Origin of the sequence: Klebsiella sp. S69 (genome assembly GCF_016516145.1) — a bacterium.
Taxonomy (GTDB): domain Bacteria; phylum Pseudomonadota; class Gammaproteobacteria; order Enterobacterales; family Enterobacteriaceae; genus Klebsiella; species Klebsiella oxytoca.
In genome coordinates this window covers 84,072-98,072 of record NZ_JACVUU010000017.1, presented here as the reverse complement: position 1 = coordinate 98,072, position 14,001 = coordinate 84,072, and the positions used below count along the sequence as shown (strand labels likewise).

Genomic DNA, 14,001 nt, shown 5'->3' with positions numbered 1-14,001 from the left:
TCAGTTGCTTTTACTCTGACGCACTTTATTAAGCCAGAATCAATTGCTTTCCAGCATATGAATAATCTGGTTTGCTACCACTTTCGCGCTTTGATCGTCAGTGCGGATAGTGACATCAGCAATCTCTTCGTACAGTGGATTGCGCTCATCTGCCAACGCTTCCAGAACTTCGCGAGGCGGCGCATCAACTTGTAACAAAGGACGCTTTTTATCGCGCTGCGTACGGGCAAGCTGCTTTTCGATAGTTGTTTCCAGGTACACCACCACGCCGCGGGCGGAGAGACGGTTACGCGTTTCACGGGATTTTACAGAGCCACCGCCGGTTGCCAGCACGATTCCCTGTTTTTCCGTCAACTCATTGATGATTTTTTCTTCACGGTCGCGGAAGCCGTCTTCGCCTTCTACATCAAAGACCCAACCCACATCTGCGCCAGTGCGTTTCTCAATTTCTTGATCGGAATCGTAAAATTCCATGTTGAGCTGTTGGGCTAACTGGCGCCCAATAGTGCTTTTGCCGGCACCCATAGGCCCAACCAGAAAGATATTGCGTTTCTCTGCCATTTTTTCGGTACTACTAAGACTATTCGTTAATGGTAAACCCGCTTCGCAGACACCCAGCGCAGCAGGACATGAACTGAAACCTCATATGCAATAGAGCGAGAGTCAGACTAAAAATTATCTCAATACTCCGGCTGGTTTGGCAACAGAATAAATCACCGGACAAGAAAGGGAGGATTGATGTCGTACCCGACTCTCAAATCGGTACCCCTTGTATGCTAAATCCGTCCTCACGTCAAACACCTGAAACGTGTTTAGCATGAAAAACCCGCTTAATGCACTGCCAGAATACGTGGAGTGATGAAGACAACCAGTTCACGTCGTTCGTTATCCTTGCCGTCGCGGCGAAACAGTTGGCCAAACCAGGGGATGTCGCTAAGGAGAGGAATACCCTCGCGAGAAGTTTTATTTTTTTGCGCAAAGATACCGCCTAAAGCCAGGGTCTCGCCGCTTTTAACCTCTACCTGAGTTTCTATTTCTTGTTTATCAATAGCCAATACTTCGCCATTATCCTGTTTGAGCACCTGGCCCGGCGTATTTTCGCTAATTCTGAGTTTTAAACGTACGCGGTTTTGATGTAACACCGTCGGCGTTACCTCCATCCCCAGCACCGCCTCTTTAAACTCCACAGAGGTTGCGCCGCTTTCGCCGCTGGAGACCTGATAAGGTATCTCGCTTCCTTGCTTAATGCTGGCGGGCTGCATATGCGAAGCCAGCAGTCGAGGGCTGGCGATGATGTCTACCTGCTGCTTCCGCTCAAGCGCGGAGAGCTCCAGCTCCAGAAGCCGTCCGCTGATGCGGCCGATGTTAAACCCGGCCCTTGTACTGGCATCCCCTACCGCCAGGTTGCTGCTCAAGGTGGTTAATTTACCCGAGCCTGGCGGGCTGCTCGCTTCTGCCAGGCTCCATTTAACGCCCAGTTCCCGCAGGCTGGTTTCGCTCATTGAAACGATATGCGCCGCCAGCTCGACCTGATCTACGGGTACATCCATCTCCTGGGCCCATGCTTTTAACGCCGGAAGGTGCCGGGCATCATCTCGAATCAACAGACGGTTGGTTCGCTTATCGACCGTCAGATGTCCGCGAGCGCTCAGCAATTTTTCGCCGGCTTTAGCCAGATCCTCCGCATCAGCATAGCGAAGGGTCACGCTATGCCCCTGCAAAGGGAGATTCTGCAGACGCTTTGCTCTTTCCGCCTCAAGGTTCATCTGCTGCGCCTTTTGCCACGCCTGGGTGTGTACGTAGAGAACCGAACCTTGCTGGGTAAGGGTCAAACCAGCGCTGTCGATCACCGATCGCAACGCCTGCAGCCAGGGTACCTCATTCAGATGAAGAGATACCGAGCCGCTGACGTCAGGAGCGATCACGAGATTTTTTTGCTTTAGCTCCGCCAACGACTGGAGTACCTGGGCCACCGGGGCATCATCGACGACCAGCGACACGGGAAGATCCTTTTTTGCCGCGTCGCCCATCAGCGGCAGGAGCAGAAACAGCAGGCTTATCCATCGCATCATTCTTTATTCCCTTTCGCAGCCAGACCCACTGTGCGGGTTCACATCCGGGGCCGGTTAATATGGTTATTTTCTCTGCCGTCAGCAGCGTCACCCGCCAGCCCGCGGGCAAAATCGTCTCCGCCCTCACCCGACGCCACTTCCCGGCGCTATCCTGCAAGATGCCAATAAGCGCCAGCGGGTCGCCGACAGCTCCGCCATAGCGCCACTGGCTAAGCTGCGCCGTCCGGCAGCGATCCACCGGGGGGCGGAACGGATCGCGTTCCACCGCCAGCAGCGGAAGTGGGAACAGCAGCCAGTACCACCATTTAAGGCGCATCTTCCGCCCCCAGATGCAAAGTCAACCGTAGAGCCTGTTTTTCCGGCTGCACAGAGAAAGCCGTAGCCCGCATCCCGCAGCGGGCAAGCCAGGAAAAGAGCGCAGGCACCGCTTGCCAGTCAGCCTCCAGCTGCATCTCGCCCCCACCGCCCATCGGCCGCCAGGCGATAAGCGCCGCCCCAGCCACAGGGAGCTCAATGGGAGAAAATGGCTGGGTCGCTGCGTCATCTATTCCGGCGGCACGTAGCGCGCTCACCAGCGGCAGCAGTTTTCGCCACTGCATCTGTATGCGCGGCGAGAGCTCCACTGGCGTTTCTGTCTGGGAAGGCAGCATGAGCCAGCGGCCGATTGCGGCAATCAGAACCAGCAGGAGAGGTATCGCTAACAGACTTTTACGCTCCGCCAGCAAGCGTTCAATGCTCCCCCGCATGTTCGTCCTCTCCAACCATGGAAAAGTGAAATAGCCAGCGCCCTTCGCTATCGCGGTGCGTTTCCCCTGCCTTTGCCGGAAGAAAACCGCTAATGTTTGCCAGCGCCTTTTCCAGCGCGGCTAACCCTTTAAGATTCAACGTTAGCCCGCTCAGCGACAGAGCGTTCTGGCGGTATTCCAGATGGGTTAACCAGGCATCTTCCGGCATACGCGCCGCTATCTCCTGCAGCCTTGGCTGCCACGCGGCGGTTTTTTCGCGCCGCAGGCGGCGCAGGCGCTGTTGCTCCCTGTGCTGTAGCTGCTGACGCATGGTGCGCTCACGCTGCTGTAATGCGCTGTAAAGCTGGTTATCAGCGTTTAGCTTAACGGTTGCCAGCCAGTGAGCGGTCCGTTTGTTGAGCCGTGGGGCAAGCAGCGCCGCAAGCAGGATAAGCAGTAAACCGACGCTCAACAGGCCGCCTATGCGCAGGCGCTGTTTTCGCCGCGTTTCGCGCCAGGGAAGAAAGTTGACGATGTGGCTCATAGCTGGCGCGCTCCCAGCGCCAACCCCAGAGCAACGGTATAGCTGTCGCCGCAGCTCGGCAGAGGCGGCTGCAGGCGATCGATGACGCTCCAGGCGTCAAAGCTCTGCCCGTCGCACGGCGCTGAAGTGCAGAGACGAAATGCTCCGGCGTTTACCCGGGAAACCATGTGGGGAAAAGAGGGAGCGTCGCTGCACAAACAGTATCCCCAGTTCTCGGCGGTTGCCCAAAGCCAGCTCGCTTCGTCGCGCCACGCCAGCCCCTGCGTTTCAACCGGCAGCCAGGGGATAAAAGCGCTAAGCGCGCTGGCATCCGGGACAATCCCCACCACTCTTAACCTGAGGCGGGTTGCCAGCCGGCATAGCGCGTTGACGTCTAAGCGCTGCGCAGCGGTAACCCGCCAGCCATCGACCGCAGCAGATTGGGCATAATCGACGCACAGCGAAGAGGCGGGCATTTCCAGCTGCTGCGCCATGGCGCTGGTTATCCATGTCGCCTGCTCGCTTTCTCTTAATGAAATCTGCGGACGCAGGAGCTGCTTCTGCAGCGTTCGCGCCGCCGGGAAGGCAATGCAGACTTGATGCTGCAAAGGCAGCTCCCGCCGCCAGCTTTGCAACTGGTGGGCCAGCGACTCAACGTCCACTACCATCCCCTGACGCACGGTGCCGGGCATTAATGGGATATTCCACCAGCGGCGCAGCGCCCAGCGTGAGCGCTCATGCAACAACGCGACAATAGCAATATGGTCCTGCTGAATATGCATTCCTATGCGCCAGTTTCTAAAAGCCATGCCTACGATCTCCTTATCAGCCGATATGCTTCGCTATATCAATGCTCCAGGCTTGCCTTTATACTACTGCGCGTTTGTTTATAAACTGCCCAATGAAAACTAAATGAGAAATCTCCGGTGAAGTTCGTAAAGTATCTTTTTATCCTTGCAGTCTGTTGCGTACTGCTGGGAGCAGGCTCGATTTTTGGTCTCTATAAATATATAGAGCCGCAGCTCCCCGACGTCGCAACGCTGAAGGATGTGCGCCTGCAAATCCCGATGCAGGTCTATAGCGCGGATGGCGAGCTGATCGCGCAATATGGCGAAAAACGCCGTATTCCCGTCACGCTGCAGCAAATGCCGCCTGAGCTGATTAAAGCGTTTATCGCCACCGAAGATAGCCGTTTTTATGAGCATCATGGCGTTGACCCTGTCGGGATTTTCCGCGCCGCCAGCGTCGCGATGTTCTCCGGTCACGCCTCGCAGGGCGCCAGTACGATTACCCAACAGCTGGCGCGTAACTTCTTCCTGAGCCCCGAAAAAACGTTGATGCGTAAGGTGAAAGAGGCCTTCCTCGCGATCCGCATCGAGCAGTTACTCAATAAAGATGAAATTCTTGAGCTATACCTGAACAAAATCTATCTTGGCTATCGCGCCTACGGCGTCGGCGCGGCCGCGCAGGTCTACTTTGGCAAATCCGTCGATCAGCTTACGCTGAGCGAGATGGCGGTGATTGCAGGCCTGCCTAAAGCGCCGTCAACCTTTAACCCGCTCTATTCCATGGATCGTGCAACCGCCCGCCGCAACGTTGTTCTTTCGCGTATGCTGAGCGAAGGCTACATCACGCAGGCGCAGTACGATCAGGCGCGTAGCCAGCCTATTGACGCAAGCTACCATACCCCGGAAATCGCCTTCTCCTCGCCGTATCTCAGCGAAATGGTGCGTCAGGAGATGGTCAGCCGCTACGGCGAGCAGGCTTATGAAGACGGCTATCGTGTCTACACCACCATTACCCGTAAAAATCAGCAGGCAGCCCAGCAGGCGGTGCGGAATAACGTGCTGGATTACGATATGCGCCACGGCTATCGCGGGCCGGAAAAGGTGCTATGGAAAGTGGGTGAAACGCCGTGGGATAACCAGAAAATCATCGATACCCTGAAAAAAACCCCAAGCTCCGGACCGCTCTCTCCGGCGGTTATCACTTCGGCAAACCCGCAGGAAGCCGTCGCGCTACTGAGCAACGGAACCTCGGTGTCGCTGAATATGGAAGGCGTCCGCTGGGCGCGGCGCTTTATCTCCGATACTCAACAGGGCGCCACGCCGCGTAAGGTGAACGATGTCGTGCAGACCGGACAACAGGTCTGGGTTCGCCAGGTAGGCAACAGCTGGTGGCTGGCGCAGGTGCCGGACGTCAACTCGGCGCTGGTATCGATCAACCCGCAAAACGGGGCGATCATTGCGCTGGTCGGCGGTTTCGATTTCAACCAAAGCAAGTTCAACCGCGCCACTCAAGCGCTGCGTCAGGTTGGCTCTAACATTAAACCGTTCCTCTACACCGCGGCGATGGATAAAGGCCTGACCCTGGCGAGCATGCTCAACGACGTGCCGATTTCCCGCTGGGATGCCGGTTCCGGCTCCGACTGGCGACCGAAAAACTCCCCGCCGCAGTATGCGGGTCCTATCCGCCTGCGCCAGGGTTTGGGTCAATCAAAGAACGTGGTGATGGTCCGCGCGATGCGGGCTATGGGCGTGGATTACGCGGCTGAGTATCTGCAGCGCTTCGGCTTCCCGGCGCAGAACATCGTGCGGACCGAATCACTGGCCCTGGGCTCCGCATCGTTCACGCCGCTGCAGGTTGCGCGCGGCTACTCGGTTATGGCTAACGGCGGTTTCCTGGTTAGCCCTTATTTCATCAGCAAAATCGAGAACGATCAGGGCGGCGTCATTTTTGAAGAGCGGCCAAAAATTGCCTGCCCACAGTGCAATATTCCGGTGATTTACGGCGATACGCCGAAGTCTGATGTGCTGGAAAATAAAGACGTTGAGGACGTAGCGACCTCGCAGGATCCGCAAAATCCCGGCGTTCCTCCGCAGCCGCAGCTGGCGCAGGCAAACCAGTCTCTGGTCGCGCAAAGTGGCGCTCCGGAGTATGCGCCGCACGTGATCAACACGCCGCTGGCGTTCCTGATTAAAAGCGCCCTCAACACCAATATCTTCGGCGAACCCGGCTGGATGGGTACCGGCTGGCGAGCAGGCCGCGACCTGCAGCGTCACGATATCGGCGGCAAAACCGGGACCACTAACAGCTCAAAAGATGCGTGGTTCTCCGGCTATGGCCCTGGCGTGGTGACATCGGTATGGATTGGCTTTGACGACCACCGTCGCGATCTCGGCCGCACCACCGCCTCCGGCGCCATCAAAAATCAGATATCGGGCTACGAAGGTGGCGCCAAAAGCGCTCAGCCGGCCTGGGATGATTTTATGAAAAGGGTGCTGGAAGGCGTACCGGAAGAGCCGCTCACGCCGCCGTCGGGCATTATTACGGTCAACATTGACCGCAGCACCGGTCAGTTAGCCAGCGGCGGGAACAGCCGCGCAGAGTACTTTATTGAGGGAACTCAACCTACCCAGCAGGCAGTTCACGAAGTGGGCACCACCATCACCGATGGCGGGGGCGAGTCTCACGAACTGTTCTGACAAAAAAAGCGCCTGCGGGCGCTTTTTTCTTTGGCTGATGGTCACCATTTTAGAGACGTTGCCCGCCGCGTAGCCAGGCGGCTGGCGCCTTACCCGCCCAGGCGGTGCGGTACAGGCATTCACGCCGCAGGCAACGGGCGTTTTTTACCTGCGAGTGCGTTAAAGTCGCCCCTGAGCCTGAAGCCATTCCCGCAGCAGGAACAGCGCGCTCACGTTACGGGCTTCGTTGAAGTCTTCTTCATCAAGCAGCGTCATCAGCTGCGCTAGCGGCCAGCGAACCTGCGGCAGCGGCTCTGGCTCATCGCCAGGCAGCGATTCCGGATACAGATCTTCCGCCACCAGGATATTCATCTTGCTGGAGAAATAGGACGGAGCCATGCTGAGCTTTTTCAAAAACGTCAGCTTTTGCGCGCCAAATCCGACCTCTTCTTTCAGTTCGCGGTTGGCGGCTTCCATAACGCTTTCGCCAGGATCGATCAGGCCTTTCGAAAAGCCCAGCTCATAGGACTCGGTACCAACAGCGTATTCGCGAATGAGGATTATGTAGTCATCGACAATCGGCACAATCATCACGGCTTCACGGGTAGAAGGCCGCATCCGTTCATATACGCGGCGCACCCCGTTGCTGAACTCAAGGTCCACGCTTTCAACATTAAAAAGGCGCGAGCGCGCGACTGTTTCAACGTTGAGAATGGTGGGTTTTTGTAATGATTTGCTCATTGTCATCGGTCTATGCTGTGATTACAGAGGGCATTGTGCGATACGCAGCACGGTTTCGGCAATCCAATTCGCCACTAATTTACATAGTTGCAACCTTTTCGTTTTGAAACCTATTATCACAAAGACTCAAAAGTCAATAGGTTGACCAGTATTTGAGAATATACCGATTCCTGGATTTTAACGTTTTTGATAAGGTTGTATGCTGCTGCATTGCACAATAGATGTTCCCGCTTTGACAGGATAAGTGCCGATGGCAACGGCTGTTTTACCTGCATGATGAATGGCAACCGACGATACCAATAAGAAAAGAATAACTATGATGGGATGGGCATGGGCACCTTTCTGATATTTTTGTTAGCTCTGCTAATCTGCGCATTGCTTATCGGGTGGTGGTATCGCTCGCATGCCAGACGTCGCCGCCTGCCGCTGCTGCACGCCTTTAGCGATGCCGCTACGCGCAACCTCTCCGATGAAGAGCGCAGCGCCGTAGAAAAATACCTCGAAAGTCTCAGCCGCAACCAGCAGTTGCCAGCTTCAGGCGCCAGTACCGCGCCGCTAAACCTGATGCTGAACGAACAGAGCGATACCGTTTATAGCGTTACCCGAGCGATCACTCGCTACGGCATCACCACGGACGATCTCAACAAATGGCGCTACTTCCTTGATTCAGTAGAAATTCATCTGCCCCCATTCTGGGAGCAACATATTAATGACGAGAACAGCGTCGAATTAATCTCCACCACGAGCCTACCGCTGGTGATTGCGCTTAACGGGCAGACGCTGAGCGACTATCCGCAGGAGTCCCGTGGTTTCGCCCTTGAACAAGCCCCGGCGACCCAGGCATCTATCCGCGGGGAAGAGAGCGAACAAATTGAGCTGCTCAACATCCGCCCGGAAACGCCCGAAGAGCACGCACTGAGCCGCCCCGACGGCCTTCGCGAAGCTATTCTGGCAGTCTCCGCGTTCCTGCTGTTTTATTGTAGCCTGATCGCCCCCGACGTCTTTTCGCCCTGGCTTCTCGGCGGCGGTATACTGCTACTTCTTGCCAGCGTATGGGGAATCTACGCGCCGCCGCGCAAAACGTCGCTGCGGGAAATTCATTGTCTGCGCGGTATGCCTAAACGCTGGGGGTTGTTTGGTGAAAACACCCAGGAGCATACCAACAATATTTCTCTCGGCATTATTGACCTCATCTACCCGCGCCACTGGCAACCGTGGATCGCGCAGGACCTTGGCCAGCAAACGGATATCGACATCTATCTCAGCCGCCATGTAGTCCGCCAGGGACGCTATCTGTCGCTGCACGATGAGGTTAAAAACTTCCCGCTTCAATACTGGCTTCGTAGCACGATTATCGCCCTGGGAGCACTACTGGTTGTTGTCATGCTGTGGGCCAGCGTTCCGCTAAACATGCCTTTTAAATTCACGCTGTCATGGCTAAAAGGCGCACAGACCATCGAAGCCACTACGGTCGCCCAACTGGAGAAATCGAAAATTCGCATTGGCGATACGCTGCGCCTGAAAGGCTCGGGAATGTGTAACATTCACACCCCGGGCGCGTGGACAGCAAAAGAGAACTCGCCGTTTATGCCGTTCGATTGTTCACAAATCGTCTGGAATGATGCGCCTCCCCTGCCCCTGCCGGAGTCAGATATCGTCAGTAAGGCCGCCGCGCTGATGCAGACCGTTCAGCGCCAGCTCCACCCCGAATCCGATGACGATTCGCGGGTCAGCCCGGCGCTACGCTCAGCTATTCAGAAATCCGGCATGGTGCTGTTGGATGACTTTGGCGATATCGTCACCAAAACCAACGACCTGTGCTCTGCGAAAGACGATTGCGTTCGCCTGAAGAATGCGCTGGTTAACCTCGGTAACACCCGTAACTGGGAAACGCTGACCAAACGCGCCAGCGCGGGCAAACTGGACGGGGTTAACGTGCTGCTGCGTCCGGTAAGCGCGGAGTCGCTGGAGAATCTGGTTACCACCTCCACCGCGCCGTTCGTCAGTCGGGAAACCTCACGTGCCGCTCAGGCGCTGAATAGCCCGGCGCCTGGCGGTTTTCTGATTGCCAGCGATGAAGGCAGCGACCTGGTCAATCAGCCCTGGCCAAGCACCGGATTATACGACTTCCCTGCGCACCAGCAGTGGAGTGAACTACGGCGCCTGGCGAGCATGTTGATGCACACGCCGTTCCAGGCTGAAGGTATCGTCACCAGCCTTTATACCGATGCTAACGGCACGCAGCATATCAACCTGCACCGTATCCCTGACCGCACTGGCCTGTGGCGCTACCTCGGGACAACGCTGCTGCTGCTGGCCATGCTGGGCTGCACGGCGTATCACGGCATCCAGGCTTTTTGTCGCTATCAGCGCCATCGCCAGCGCCAGGAAGAGATCCAGAAATACTACGAAAGCTGCCTGAATCCGGTTCTGCTCTCCTCGCCGGACCCGCAAGAATAATTCTCTGTACGGCGGGGTGTGATACCCTGTCGCGCAATTTCCCTTCGCTGGAGACTTACCATGCATTTTGATATCGCCTGGCAGGAGGTTGATACCGTTCTGCTGGATATGGACGGCACGCTGCTCGACCTCGCTTTCGACAACTACTTCTGGCAAAAACTGGTTCCCGAAACCTGGGGCGCCGCGCGCGGGCTCAACCTGCAGGAAGCCAGAGAGGCGATGCGCCAGGAATATCATGCGGTGCAACATACGCTAAACTGGTACTGCCTGGACTACTGGAGCGAGCGCCTGGGTTTGGATATTTGTGCGATGACCAGCGAGCAGGGGCCAAGGGCGACGCTACGTGATGATACCGTGCCGTTCCTTGAGGCGCTTAAAACCAGCGGTAAGCGCCGGATTTTGCTGACTAACGCGCATCCGCACAATCTGGCGGTGAAGCTAAAACATACCGGGCTGGATGCGCACCTTGATTTATTGCTTTCCACCCACACATTTGGTTATCCGAAAGAAGATCAGCGTCTGTGGCACGCTGTGGCTGAAGAGACCGGCTTCGACGCGCGTAATACGCTCTTCGTCGACGATAACGAGGCGATTCTGGACGCGGCGGCGGAGTTTGGCATCCGCTATTGCCTGGGCATCACTAACCCAGATTCCGGACTGGCGGAAAAAAGCTACGTTCGTCATCCCGGGTTGAATGACTACCGGCATCTGATCCCCTCGCTGACCCTACAGGAGAGGCCATGAAAGAAAAACCCGTCGTAGCCGTCAGGCTGGACAAATGGCTGTGGGCAGCCCGCATTTATAAAACCCGAGCGCTGGCGCGCGAGATGATTGAAGGCGGCAAGGTACACTACAACGGACAGCGTAGTAAGCCGGGAAAAGTGGTCGAACTCAACGCTACCCTGACGATCCGCCAGGGCAATGATGAACGCACTATCGTGGTAAAAGGCATTACCGAACAGCGCAGACCTGCCAGCGAAGCCGTCGCGCTCTATGAAGAGACGGCAGAGAGCATCGAGAAACGCGAGAAAATGGCGCTGGCGCGAAAAATGAACGCGCTAACTATGCCGCATCCCGACAGGCGTCCGGATAAGAAAGAGCGCCGCGACCTGATGAGATTTAAACACGGCGATAGTGAATAACTGTGGCCCGCAAGAGAGATGATTATGACTCAACACGATCAATTACACCGCTATCTGTTTGAAAACTATGCCGTACGCGGTGAGCTGGTGACAGTTTCTGAAACGTTAGAACAGATCCTGACTAACCATAGCTATCCGCAGCCGGTGAAAACCGTGCTCGCGGAACTGCTGGTCGCCACCAGCCTGCTGACCGCGACGCTGAAATTCGCTGGCGATATCACCGTTCAGTTGCAGGGCGATGGCCCGCTGTCGCTGGCGGTGATCAACGGCAACAACCAGCAGCAGATGCGCGGCGTAGCCCGCGTCCAGGGCGAGATCCCGGATGGAGCGGATCTGAAAACTATGGTCGGTAACGGATATCTGGTCATCACCATCTCTCCGGAAGAGGGCGAGCGCTATCAGGGCGTGGTCGGCCTTGAGGGAGACACCCTGGCTTCCTGCCTGGAAGATTACTTCCAGCGCTCCGAACAGCTGCCGACCCGGCTGATCATCCGCAGCGGCGAGCACGAAGGCAAACCGATGGCCGGCGGCATGCTGCTGCAGGTTCTGCCGGCGCAAGATGCGCAGGCGGCTGATTTTGAACATCTGAGCACGCTGACCGAAACTATCAAAGCTGAAGAGCTGTTTACCCTGCCAGCGAACGATGTGCTCTGGCGTTTGTATCACGAAGAGGAAGTCACCGTTTACGAACCGCAGAACGTCGAGTTTAAGTGCACCTGCTCTCGCGAACGCTGCGCCGGCGCGCTGAAAACGCTGCCCGATGAGGAGATTGATAGCATCCTCGCCGATGAGGGTGAGATCGATATGCACTGCGACTACTGCGGAAATCATTACATCTTTAATGCAATGGATATTGCCGAGATCCGCAACAACGCCTCTCCGGCCGACCCGCAGCTCCACTAATCCTCAATTCGTCAGGAGCGAGCTCCTCTCTCGTTCCTGACGTCAACCTTTTTCATCCGCGTGATGAATCGATTCCCCATGAAAGAGTTACGTAATTTTCTTTCAGGTAAGCGATTACATTCACATTTCAACAGTTTTTTTAATTACTTTTTAACCATTAAGAAACATCTACCCCCACCGACGCATCAATTCCTGAGATAATCCCCTATGCCTCGTGACAGGAGTCACAACGTTTTTCGTAAGTCCGTCGTTTGTCGAGATACGTAAATCTATGAGCCTGGTCGCGGTCTATACCCCGTAATAACCCCTACAATTTAAAGCAGTACATATTGGCTAAGGAGCAGTGACATGCGCGTTAATAATGGTTTAACCCCGCAGGATCTCAAGGCTTATGGTATCAATGACGTCCAGGATATCGTCCATAACCCCAGCTACGATACTTTGTATCAAGAAGAGCTCGCCCCCAATCTGGAAGGTTATGAACGTGGCGTATTAACAAATCTTGGTGCAATCGCCGTAGATACCGGTATTTTTACCGGCCGTTCTCCAAAAGATAAGTATATCGTTCGTGACGACACCACCCGCGATACGGTGTGGTGGGCTGATAAAGGCAAAGGCAAGAACGACAATAAACCGCTGTCAGAGGAAACGTGGCAGCACCTGAAAGGACTGGTCACCCGCCAGCTCTCCGGCAAACGTCTCTTCATCGTTGACGCCTTCTGCGGCGCTAACGCCGACACGCGCCTGAGCGTCCGCTTTATTACCGAAGTCGCCTGGCAGGCGCATTTCGTGAAGAACATGTTTATTCGCCCGAGCGATGAAGAACTGGCAAACTTTGAGCCGGATTTCATCGTGATGAACGGCGCCAAATGCACCAACCCGCAGTGGAAAGAGCAGGGTCTGAACTCCGAAAACTTCGTCGCCTTTAACCTGACCGAGCGCATCCAGCTGATCGGCGGTACCTGGTACGGCGGCGAAATGAAAAAAGGGATGTTCTCGATCATGAACTACCTGCTGCCGCTGAAGGGCATCGCTTCCATGCACTGCTCCGCCAACGTCGGGGAAAAAGAGGATGTCGCTATCTTCTTCGGGCTTTCCGGTACTGGCAAAACCACCCTTTCCACCGACCCGAAACGCCGCCTGATTGGCGATGATGAACACGGTTGGGATGACGACGGGGTATTTAACTTCGAAGGCGGCTGCTACGCTAAGACGATTAAGCTTTCAGAAGCCGCAGAGCCGGATATCTATCATGCGATTCGCCGCGATGCTTTGCTGGAGAACGTGGTCGTACTGGCCGACGGCACCATCGACTTTAACGACGGTTCGAAGACCGAAAATACCCGCGTCTCCTATCCGATCTACCATATCGAAAACATCGTTAAGCCGATATCCAAAGCGGGTCATGCCACTAAGGTTATCTTCCTGACCGCCGACGCGTTTGGCGTTCTACCTCCGGTTTCTCGCCTGACCGCCGACCAGACCCAGTACCACTTCCTGTCTGGCTTTACCGCCAAGCTGGCCGGTACCGAGCGCGGCGTCACGGAGCCGACGCCAACCTTCTCCGCCTGCTTCGGCGCCGCGTTCCTTTCGCTGCACCCGACGCAATACGCTGAAGTGCTGGTAAAACGCATGCAGGCCTCCGGCGCGCAGGCCTATCTGGTCAACACCGGCTGGAACGGCACCGGCAAACGTATCTCGATCAAAGATACCCGCGCCATTATCGATGCGATCCTTGACGGTTCGCTGGACAATGCCGAAACCTTCACGCTACCGATGTTTGAGCTGCAGATCCCGACCGAGCTTCCGGGCGTGGATACTCATATCCTCGATCCGCGCAACACCTACGGATCGCCGGAGCAGTGGCAGGAAAAAGCGGAGCAGCTGGCGAAACTGTTTATCGAGAACTTCGAGAAGTACACCGATACGCCAGCGGGCGCTGCGCTGGTGGCCGCAGGGCCAAAACTCTAA

At 56.0% G+C, this 14,001-nt stretch carries 13 protein-coding genes; 6 read left to right on the top strand and 7 right to left on the bottom strand.

Annotated elements, in window-relative coordinates:
• Positions 1 to 39: 39 nt before the first annotated feature.
• From aroK to IAE27_RS17265, 6 genes are all read right to left on the bottom strand, one after another.
• Positions 40 to 561, bottom strand: a complete 522-nt coding sequence (gene aroK, locus IAE27_RS17290; protein ID WP_004106441.1) for a shikimate kinase AroK — start codon at positions 559 to 561, stop codon at positions 40 to 42.
• Between the two features lie 269 nt (positions 562 to 830).
• Positions 831 to 2,072 (bottom strand): DNA uptake porin HofQ, encoded by a 1,242-nt coding sequence (gene hofQ, locus IAE27_RS17285; RefSeq protein ID WP_200092738.1) that lies wholly within the window; start codon positions 2,070 to 2,072, stop codon positions 831 to 833.
• Positions 1,981 to 2,388, bottom strand: a complete 408-nt coding sequence (locus IAE27_RS17280) for a HofP DNA utilization family protein (RefSeq protein WP_073970749.1) — start codon at positions 2,386 to 2,388, stop codon at positions 1,981 to 1,983. Before IAE27_RS17280 ends, hofQ begins: the two co-directional genes overlap by 92 nt.
• The gene (locus IAE27_RS17275) at positions 2,378 to 2,818 is read right to left on the bottom strand and encodes a hypothetical protein (RefSeq protein WP_016810008.1); all 441 of its coding nucleotides are present in this window, start codon (positions 2,816 to 2,818) and stop codon (positions 2,378 to 2,380) included. The genes IAE27_RS17280 and IAE27_RS17275 overlap by 11 nt, the downstream gene beginning before the upstream one ends.
• On the bottom strand, positions 2,802 to 3,341 hold the full coding sequence (locus tag IAE27_RS17270) for a PilN domain-containing protein (RefSeq protein WP_023321708.1): 540 nt from the start codon (positions 3,339 to 3,341) through the stop codon (positions 2,802 to 2,804). Before IAE27_RS17270 ends, IAE27_RS17275 begins: the two co-directional genes overlap by 17 nt.
• The gene (locus IAE27_RS17265; RefSeq protein ID WP_023329056.1) at positions 3,338 to 4,129 is read right to left on the bottom strand and encodes a hypothetical protein; all 792 of its coding nucleotides are present in this window, start codon (positions 4,127 to 4,129) and stop codon (positions 3,338 to 3,340) included. The genes IAE27_RS17270 and IAE27_RS17265 overlap by 4 nt, the downstream gene beginning before the upstream one ends.
• Positions 4,130 to 4,246: 117 nt before the next feature.
• Between IAE27_RS17265 and mrcA the strand changes: the two genes are divergently transcribed.
• Complete coding sequence (gene mrcA / locus IAE27_RS17260) at positions 4,247 to 6,805, top strand: peptidoglycan glycosyltransferase/peptidoglycan DD-transpeptidase MrcA (RefSeq protein ID WP_200092734.1); 2,559 nt, start codon at positions 4,247 to 4,249, stop codon at positions 6,803 to 6,805.
• Between the two features lie 159 nt (positions 6,806 to 6,964).
• Here the strand turns inward: mrcA and nudE are convergent, their stop codons facing one another.
• On the bottom strand, positions 6,965 to 7,525 hold the full coding sequence (nudE, locus tag IAE27_RS17255) for an ADP compounds hydrolase NudE (RefSeq protein WP_154022569.1): 561 nt from the start codon (positions 7,523 to 7,525) through the stop codon (positions 6,965 to 6,967).
• 330 nt (positions 7,526 to 7,855) lie between these two features.
• On the opposite strand from nudE, the gene IAE27_RS17250 reads away from it, so the two are divergent.
• From IAE27_RS17250 to pckA, 5 genes are all read left to right on the top strand, one after another.
• Positions 7,856 to 9,985, top strand: coding sequence for an intracellular growth attenuator family protein (locus IAE27_RS17250; RefSeq protein WP_200092730.1), 2,130 nt, complete (start codon positions 7,856 to 7,858; stop codon positions 9,983 to 9,985).
• 60 nt (positions 9,986 to 10,045) lie between these two features.
• Positions 10,046 to 10,729 carry a GMP/IMP nucleotidase gene (gene yrfG, locus IAE27_RS17245; RefSeq protein WP_070555770.1) on the top strand — a complete coding sequence of 228 codons (684 nt, stop codon included), beginning with the start codon at positions 10,046 to 10,048 and terminating at the stop codon, positions 10,727 to 10,729.
• On the top strand, positions 10,726 to 11,127 hold the full coding sequence (gene hslR / locus IAE27_RS17240) for a ribosome-associated heat shock protein Hsp15 (protein ID WP_004115998.1): 402 nt from the start codon (positions 10,726 to 10,728) through the stop codon (positions 11,125 to 11,127). Before yrfG ends, hslR begins: the two co-directional genes overlap by 4 nt.
• 18 nt (positions 11,128 to 11,145) lie before the next feature.
• On the top strand, positions 11,146 to 12,030 hold the full coding sequence (hslO, locus tag IAE27_RS17235) for an Hsp33 family molecular chaperone HslO (protein WP_162556112.1): 885 nt from the start codon (positions 11,146 to 11,148) through the stop codon (positions 12,028 to 12,030).
• A gap of 348 nt (positions 12,031 to 12,378) precedes the next feature.
• Entirely contained in the window at positions 12,379 to 14,001 is a 1,623-nt protein-coding gene (gene pckA / locus IAE27_RS17230) for a phosphoenolpyruvate carboxykinase (ATP) (RefSeq protein WP_004106463.1), read from the top strand.

Coding starts and splice junctions, on each gene's coding strand:
- aroK (WP_004106441.1), bottom strand. CDS start 561: ATGGCAGAGAAACGCAATATCTTTCTGGTTGGGCCTATGGGTGCCGGC.
- hofQ (WP_200092738.1), bottom strand. CDS start 2,072: ATGATGCGATGGATAAGCCTGCTGTTTCTGCTCCTGCCGCTGATGGGC.
- IAE27_RS17280 (WP_073970749.1), bottom strand. CDS start 2,388: ATGCGCCTTAAATGGTGGTACTGGCTGCTGTTCCCACTTCCGCTGCTG.
- IAE27_RS17275 (WP_016810008.1), bottom strand. CDS start 2,818: ATGCGGGGGAGCATTGAACGCTTGCTGGCGGAGCGTAAAAGTCTGTTA.
- IAE27_RS17270 (WP_023321708.1), bottom strand. CDS start 3,341: ATGAGCCACATCGTCAACTTTCTTCCCTGGCGCGAAACGCGGCGAAAA.
- IAE27_RS17265 (WP_023329056.1), bottom strand. CDS start 4,129: ATGGCTTTTAGAAACTGGCGCATAGGAATGCATATTCAGCAGGACCAT.
- nudE (WP_154022569.1), bottom strand. CDS start 7,525: ATGAGCAAATCATTACAAAAACCCACCATTCTCAACGTTGAAACAGTC.
- IAE27_RS17250 (WP_200092730.1), top strand. CDS start 7,856: ATGGGCACCTTTCTGATATTTTTGTTAGCTCTGCTAATCTGCGCATTG.
- yrfG (WP_070555770.1), top strand. CDS start 10,046: ATGCATTTTGATATCGCCTGGCAGGAGGTTGATACCGTTCTGCTGGAT.
- hslR (WP_004115998.1), top strand. CDS start 10,726: ATGAAAGAAAAACCCGTCGTAGCCGTCAGGCTGGACAAATGGCTGTGG.
- hslO (WP_162556112.1), top strand. CDS start 11,146: ATGATTATGACTCAACACGATCAATTACACCGCTATCTGTTTGAAAAC.
- pckA (WP_004106463.1), top strand. CDS start 12,379: ATGCGCGTTAATAATGGTTTAACCCCGCAGGATCTCAAGGCTTATGGT.